Genomic DNA, 6,000 nt, shown 5'->3' with positions numbered 1-6,000 from the left:
TTTTATGGCCATAACCGCCGCGGCCGGAACGTGCTTGCTGCAAGCTGCAGCAGGAGCCGCAACGCGTCTGTGAGAAGGGTATCCCCAGGGATAGCTGAGCGCGCAGCGATCTGAACGGATCTGGATGATCTTCCCCCACAATCATGCTCCAGGTGCCGCCGCCGTTCAGGCCGCTATGCGTCCCGACCGGCTTGCTTATCTTTGGACCCATGAAGCTCCGTTTTCATCTTCCCGCTTTTATTGTTTTCCTCATCCTGCTGCTCGTAGAGATCTTTATTGCCCTGTATGTCCACGATAGAATCATCAGGCCTTATGGTGGTGATCTGCTTGTGGTGGTGCTGATCTATTATTTTATCAGGAGCTTTATCGATAGCAAACCTGTACCAACTGTAATCGCAGTTTTTCTTTTTGCCTGCGCGGTAGAGATGGCACAATACTTTAACCTGGTAGCACACCTGGGCCTGCAAAAGAGCCGCTTCTGGAATATCGTTATTGGCAACTCCTTTCATTGGCTCGATATATTATCCTACGCTTTAGGCGCTATCGCAATATTGATTATAACGCTTGTTGGATCGGCAAAGAACAGACAACCTGGCTCACCGGATACACTTTACCCCTAAAAGCAAAACACCTTCTGTTGCAAGAACAGGAGGTGTTTTTTATTGATGCGCATTCCGGGGAAGGTCTCGGTTATTGGATGCTCACACGCTGGCGCAGCGGTGTGCCGTTCAGCTGCAGGAAATAGATTCCGCGCGCCCAGGACGATACATCGATGCTCAGCGTATGTTTACCCTGGCCCAATGATGTGCTGTACACCTGGCGGCCGGTAGCATCGCAGAGGCTCAGCGCACCTTCCTGTCCTTCAGGAAGATTGATCACGGCATTCAAGCGGTTGCTTGCCGGGTTGGGATAGCAGTTGAGACTGGGCTCGGCGCCGGGTGCAAAGGCGCTGATGTCGATAGGCGCCTGGCCTTTATTGTAAATAGTACCATAGGGAGCGCTATTGTCCATGCGCAGCGTATGTGTCCAGGTGGCGCTGCCATACGAAGTGCTGAAATTGGCATAGCTCCATATATAGGCGCTGCTCGACAAGGGGTTGTTGAAATAAACATTGCCGTCTTTGTAGCGGTTGATCACCACAAAGTGACCGCCACCGCTGTTCCAGCCCCAGCGGGCCACCATATGCTTGCGGGCAGCCGTAGCGTTGGCCACATCGGTAGCAGAAAATGCGTAGCCGTAGCCGGTGGAAGAAATGCCGTAATTATCCAGGATACTTTCGATGGAGCCATCGCAGCCGTAGATGCTCTGTGGCGAGTTAAAGGTAGCCGGACTGGTGCAGGGACTGGCCGTGCTATTGCTCAGGCTATTGCAGCCGCCAAATATATTGCCGTTCTCCTTGTCGCGCGCTACGCCCACCAGCGTACACTGGCTTTGTGTGCCCGAGCCATAGGCCCAGTACAGCATCGCGCTACAGGCGGCCCAGCACCATTGTGTTTGTTCCTGTACATATACCGGCACATACGATCCGGTAGTTTGCGCGTTCACCGCGCCGCTCAAGGGCAGCAATACCACCCCTAAGATATAAGTATAGATCCTTTTCATGTTTGGAATGATTTTGATGAATGAAATCAGCTACCGGCATCTTCTTTTACCGTAGCCCTGGCTTCTGCCGCAATACGTACCGCTACGCGGAAAGCCTGGTCGGCCTGTAGTACCTGGCCATTGTTGTGACCGGGGCCTACGCTAATGTCTTGCCAGTTCCGGCTTTCTGTTTGCCACAGGTAATCGGCATTATTTTGCGGTATATGCAGCAAGGTAAGGTAGCCCGCAGTTGTGGCTTCTTTACCCTTCATCATAGCGTCCCAGCTGATAGCCTCGTTGTGGCCGCCCAGACCATTGGTACTCCACCGACCCTCTTCATTAGGGCTCAGGTAGATAAAGCAACGCGCAGTGCCTTTCAATACCAGTGGCAGCATAACCATATGCGTTTGCACCATGGGATTACTGCCGGCAATCACCGACTCATCGGAGAAGGCCGTAACATATAGCGGCGTACCGATGCTGATCGCAGAAAAATCGTCCTGGTCGGAGAAACCGTATACTTCCAGGTGATCGGGCGGAAGCCATTCCAGTACCCTGTTGAGGTCGTGCACGGCAATGTCGCGGGCCTGCATAGGGCTCAGGGGCAGTGTGGGCGACTGGGCAGCGGCATACAGCGGCAGCGCCAGGCCCAGACCCAGCAGCAAGGCCTTCCAGCGGGGGGATCGTTGTAACATAGTTGGGGTGTTGTTTAGTTACCTTAAAGATAATATCGCTTAAAGCCCTTTACACCCCATCATTGCTGGTTTTAACAGAGCCTTCCGGTTTTGCCTGCGTTATGGAAGCCGCCACAGGCCTTCTTTATAGCCTGTTAAGTTTTTATAGATCAGCAGCTAAGCAGTTGTACCCGAAAAGAAGTTCTGGCAATCACCCGGAAAAATAGCTGGTATTTGACGGGGGTAAACAGCCGCACCATGAAGGCAACGTATATCTTGTTCCTTAACCTCAAAATACCGAGGCATAGGTATAGCAGCGCCGGTAAGAAAAGCCAAACTTTACACGGCCAACACCTATCTATAACCTATGAACCGTATGCTGCTTATCTGCCGGCTGTTGCTGCTGAGCTGTTTTTGCGCCTGCAATGGCAATAATGTATCTGTAACAGTGGTAGAAGAGCATAACGAACCGGCCCATAGCCGTAGCTGGGGCTGCAGCGGCGATAAGCATTGCCAGGCCTGTAAAAATTGTAAATACTGCAAGCATTGCAGCAAGCGGGGCGGTACCTGTGGGGTATGTAAGTGAGGTGCGTATCCGGAATACGGGACTGAAATATCCCGGAACCTTATTTTGAAATTGTGGCGACCTGTTCTGAAATGATGGGAAGCTATTCTGAAATTTCAGAAGCCTTTTCGGATTTCCCGGGTAGCTATTCCGGAATTGTTGGCACCTTTTCGGATTTCAAGGAAGGCTATTCTAAAATTTGGGGAGCTTATTCTGAAATCATGGAAGGTTATTTTGAAGTCACGGGAGGTTATTCTGAAATTCAGGAAGCTTGTTTGGTTAATACGGAAAGCTATTGCAACCCAAGGGCAGGGATATACAACTTGGCGCCCCTTGTAAATCGATATCCCATACCGGGATGCAACAACGCACTAACCGGCCGAGGTAAAGTGCAGACCTGTAACATGCTTGTACTGGGCCGATGTGGCGCCGTACACACTCTTAATATACGTCTTGGCGGCCCTGGCTACATCGGCTACGCCAGTACCCGGCGTATAGAGCAGCGCATCGCGCTTGTCGCGCGCTTCCTGCAGGCCCGCCAGCGCTACCGACACCTCGCGATGGCTTTGGCGCATATCGTTGAGCCGTATTTCGAGACCGGCTACCGACAGGTGTTGTTCGTTGGGCTGGTATAGACCGCCCGATCTCAGGGTTTCGATCAGCAGGGCAAAGTTGTCGATACGGTTGGCATAGCTCATTTGTGCAGTCGATATCGTGCTTTTGGCATTGACAGGCATACCAGCCTCGGGAGCAACCGGTGCTTTAGGCTTGGTAGCGCGTACGCCCTTAAGCCGGCGCAGCACCGACTCGAGTGTAGCCTGGTCCTGGGCAGTGGTACCGGCAGCCTTAAAAGCATTACCTATATGGGTAGCCAGGCGCGAGAGATCGGTAAAGTTAAGCTGTTGCTTATCCACCGCCAGGCTATAGGCCGACTTGCGCTGGTTGCACAGTTCTTGTGCCTCCTGGGCTTTCAGCAGTTGTACTTCCATAGCCGGCAGTGCCAGCAGCGGATTGACCGGCCGGTAAGTGGCGCCAAAGGTTAGCAGCACATCGATCAAGGCTGCGAAGTGGGTGAGGTTTTTGGCATTGGTGCTTTCTGATTGTTTTGCCATGATGCTTGTTTTTAAAGCGTGAACAATACCCAAAACGCATCAAGCGCTGTGCCAAAAGGAGGAAATGCGTGCCAAAAGAGCGGAAAATCACCTGTTAGGGTGATGGGAGGGACGAATGTGGGGGTTGTGGGAATGGGCGGAAATGATAATCTTTGATTTCTTAAATAAAACCAATCTTATGAATGACAAGCCTGATTTATCCACAGCTAAGAAATTGCCTGCTATAATGGATAAAACTGTTAAGGCTAGTCCACAGTAAAAAAAGAATTTAAATCTAACCTTCTCACTATTATGATCATTAAGCAAATAACTATTAAATATTTCCGGTCGATTGGAAACATCACTATCGACTTGAATGACCTTTCTCTATTTGTTGGCAAAAATGATGCTGGAAAATCTAATGTTCTTAAAGCTCTTAATTTATTCTTTAATAATGAAACTGACTACGGTAAGCCATTCGACTTTGATCAGGATTATTGTATTTATGCTCCACAAAGAAACAAGAAGGCCCCGGAGATTTTTATTGATCTAATAATTACTCCACCCAAAACTTATAAGGGAAGTAAAGACATTAAATGGTCAAAATCATGGAGGAAGAATGGTTTACAACCTGATAATGTGACCTTCGCAAATGGAACACGTTTCCCTCGTAAATCGAAATTGTTCTCTTGGCTAAGCAACATAAGATATGCTTATGTTCCTGCGATTAGAGGAAATACTTATTTCCAGATTTTACTTGCACAATTGCATGATTCTTTAGCTGAGACAGTTGAAGATGATTTAAGAAACGCCGGTGATGATTTTATAAAAAAAATTAAATTGACTACCTCGTCAATGATTTCTGAAATTGATGATAGACTCTCTCTAAAAAGTCAAATTCGGTTACCTCCAAATTTGCAAGCTCTATTTAAAACATTAGATTTTTCAACTGTGGATGGAAAATCGGAAATTTCACTTGATAATAGAGGTGATGGCATCAAGACAAGACACATTCCAGTTATACTTAAATTTGTTTCCGATCAACTTAATAGAAATAAAACTAAGGGTTCTCCAAACATAAACATGATTTGGGGATACGAAGAACCTGAGAACAATTTAGAAATGTTTACCAGTTTCAAATTGGCAGAAAACTTTCAGGAGTACTCGAAAGGTATTCAAATATTAATCACTACACATTCTCCTGGCTTTTATTCACTATTTACAAAACATGTAGGGAAGGTTTACTTATACAAAGTTTTAAAAAGCCCGGGAATTGAATCAAGTTTGCAGATGATGCAAGAAACTAATGAAATGGATACCGAGATGGGACTAATGCCAGTTGTGGCTCCTTATGTTGCGAAAAAGAGCGAGGAGATTGAAACCTTGAAAGCAGATTTACAGCAATACAAGAAAAAACTGCAGCAAATACATAGCGATGTTCTATTCGTAGAAGGACGGGACGAGGTGAGGATATTTCAATGGCTATTGGATCAGAAATTTCCACACCTTAATCTGAAAGTTAAAGATGATGGACTTGGATGTTCTGGTGTAAAGAATCAAGTTATGGCATGGGCTTGGATATCGGGAGCTACTGAATTTAAAGCTTTGGGGATTTTTGATAATGATGAATCTGGAAATAGGGAATTATTAAAACTAAGGAGTGAAGACGCCTATAAAAATGCTGAGAGCAATAAGAGAGTGAAGGGCCTGAAATATAAAGTTCCGGGGCATTTGATAAGGATTAAACAGAAAGTTTCAATTTTTCCTATTGAATTGGAAGAAATGTACCCTCCTGTTGTATGGAATATGGCAGCAAAGAAAGGATGGCTTGAAGAAAGAAGTATTGAAGAATTAAATTCATTTGTTAAACTAGATAGAATCGATCAAACAATTGATGAGAAATTAGGGGCATTTAAATTTTCAGAAGAGGAACTTCTATATATAAAAATGAAAGTACCGGATGGGAATAAGGATAAACTCTCAAAATTTATGATTACAACTCAACCTGACAGTCTTGGATTTGAGCCTATTCTAAAGTTTGTTAGTGATGAAGTTGTGCCTTTTTTTAGAAATAGATAATGATGAAAGT

General features: G+C 46.5%; 7 protein-coding genes. 3 read left to right on the top strand and 4 right to left on the bottom strand.

Annotated features, from left to right (window positions below; genetic code table 11):
• Positions 1 to 211 (bottom strand): hypothetical protein (locus tag DZK30_RS26000; protein WP_162903281.1); only part of this gene is annotated, 211 nt, incomplete at its 3' end.
• Between DZK30_RS26000 and DZK30_RS20220 the strand changes: the two genes are divergently transcribed.
• Positions 210 to 620 carry a ribosomal maturation YjgA family protein gene (locus DZK30_RS20220; protein WP_118975986.1) on the top strand — a complete coding sequence of 137 codons (411 nt, stop codon included), beginning with the start codon at positions 210 to 212 and terminating at the stop codon, positions 618 to 620. The two genes, DZK30_RS26000 and DZK30_RS20220, sit on opposite strands and share 2 nt — an antisense overlap.
• Positions 621 to 690: 70 nt before the next feature.
• Here the strand turns inward: DZK30_RS20220 and DZK30_RS20215 are convergent, their stop codons facing one another.
• Both DZK30_RS20215 and DZK30_RS20210 read right to left on the bottom strand, forming a co-directional pair.
• A complete protein-coding gene (locus DZK30_RS20215) occupies positions 691 to 1,602 on the bottom strand; it encodes a T9SS type A sorting domain-containing protein (protein ID WP_118975985.1) in 912 nt (303 codons plus the stop codon).
• A gap of 26 nt (positions 1,603 to 1,628) precedes the next feature.
• On the bottom strand, positions 1,629 to 2,276 hold the full coding sequence (locus tag DZK30_RS20210) for a hypothetical protein (protein ID WP_118975984.1): 648 nt from the start codon (positions 2,274 to 2,276) through the stop codon (positions 1,629 to 1,631).
• Between the two features lie 346 nt (positions 2,277 to 2,622).
• On the opposite strand from DZK30_RS20210, the gene DZK30_RS20205 reads away from it, so the two are divergent.
• Complete coding sequence (locus DZK30_RS20205) at positions 2,623 to 2,841, top strand: hypothetical protein (protein ID WP_118975983.1); 219 nt, start codon at positions 2,623 to 2,625, stop codon at positions 2,839 to 2,841.
• Between the two features lie 350 nt (positions 2,842 to 3,191).
• Here the strand turns inward: DZK30_RS20205 and DZK30_RS20195 are convergent, their stop codons facing one another.
• A complete protein-coding gene (locus tag DZK30_RS20195) occupies positions 3,192 to 3,932 on the bottom strand; it encodes a hypothetical protein (protein ID WP_118975981.1) in 741 nt (246 codons plus the stop codon).
• A gap of 291 nt (positions 3,933 to 4,223) precedes the next feature.
• Between DZK30_RS20195 and DZK30_RS20190 the strand changes: the two genes are divergently transcribed.
• On the top strand, positions 4,224 to 5,990 hold the full coding sequence (locus DZK30_RS20190) for an ATP-dependent nuclease (RefSeq protein ID WP_118975980.1): 1,767 nt from the start codon (positions 4,224 to 4,226) through the stop codon (positions 5,988 to 5,990).
• The last annotated feature ends 10 nt before the right edge of the window (positions 5,991 to 6,000 follow it).

It is taken from the genome of Taibaiella koreensis (assembly GCF_003545715.1).
GTDB classification, from domain to species: domain Bacteria; phylum Bacteroidota; class Bacteroidia; order Chitinophagales; family Chitinophagaceae; genus Taibaiella; species Taibaiella koreensis.
Note: the sequence above shows the minus strand (reverse complement) of the source record. Positions and strands in the feature narration are given on the sequence as shown.

Bases quoted from the DNA above. Each gene is read 5' to 3' on its own strand.
- DZK30_RS20195 (WP_118975981.1), bottom strand. From the start codon at position 3,932: ATGGCAAAACAATCAGAAAGCACCAATGCCAAAAACCTCACCCACTTC.
- DZK30_RS20220 (WP_118975986.1), top strand. From the start codon at position 210: ATGAAGCTCCGTTTTCATCTTCCCGCTTTTATTGTTTTCCTCATCCTG.
- DZK30_RS20190 (WP_118975980.1), top strand. From the start codon at position 4,224: ATGATCATTAAGCAAATAACTATTAAATATTTCCGGTCGATTGGAAAC.
- DZK30_RS20210 (WP_118975984.1), bottom strand. From the start codon at position 2,276: ATGTTACAACGATCCCCCCGCTGGAAGGCCTTGCTGCTGGGTCTGGGC.
- DZK30_RS20215 (WP_118975985.1), bottom strand. From the start codon at position 1,602: ATGAAAAGGATCTATACTTATATCTTAGGGGTGGTATTGCTGCCCTTG.
- DZK30_RS20205 (WP_118975983.1), top strand. From the start codon at position 2,623: ATGAACCGTATGCTGCTTATCTGCCGGCTGTTGCTGCTGAGCTGTTTT.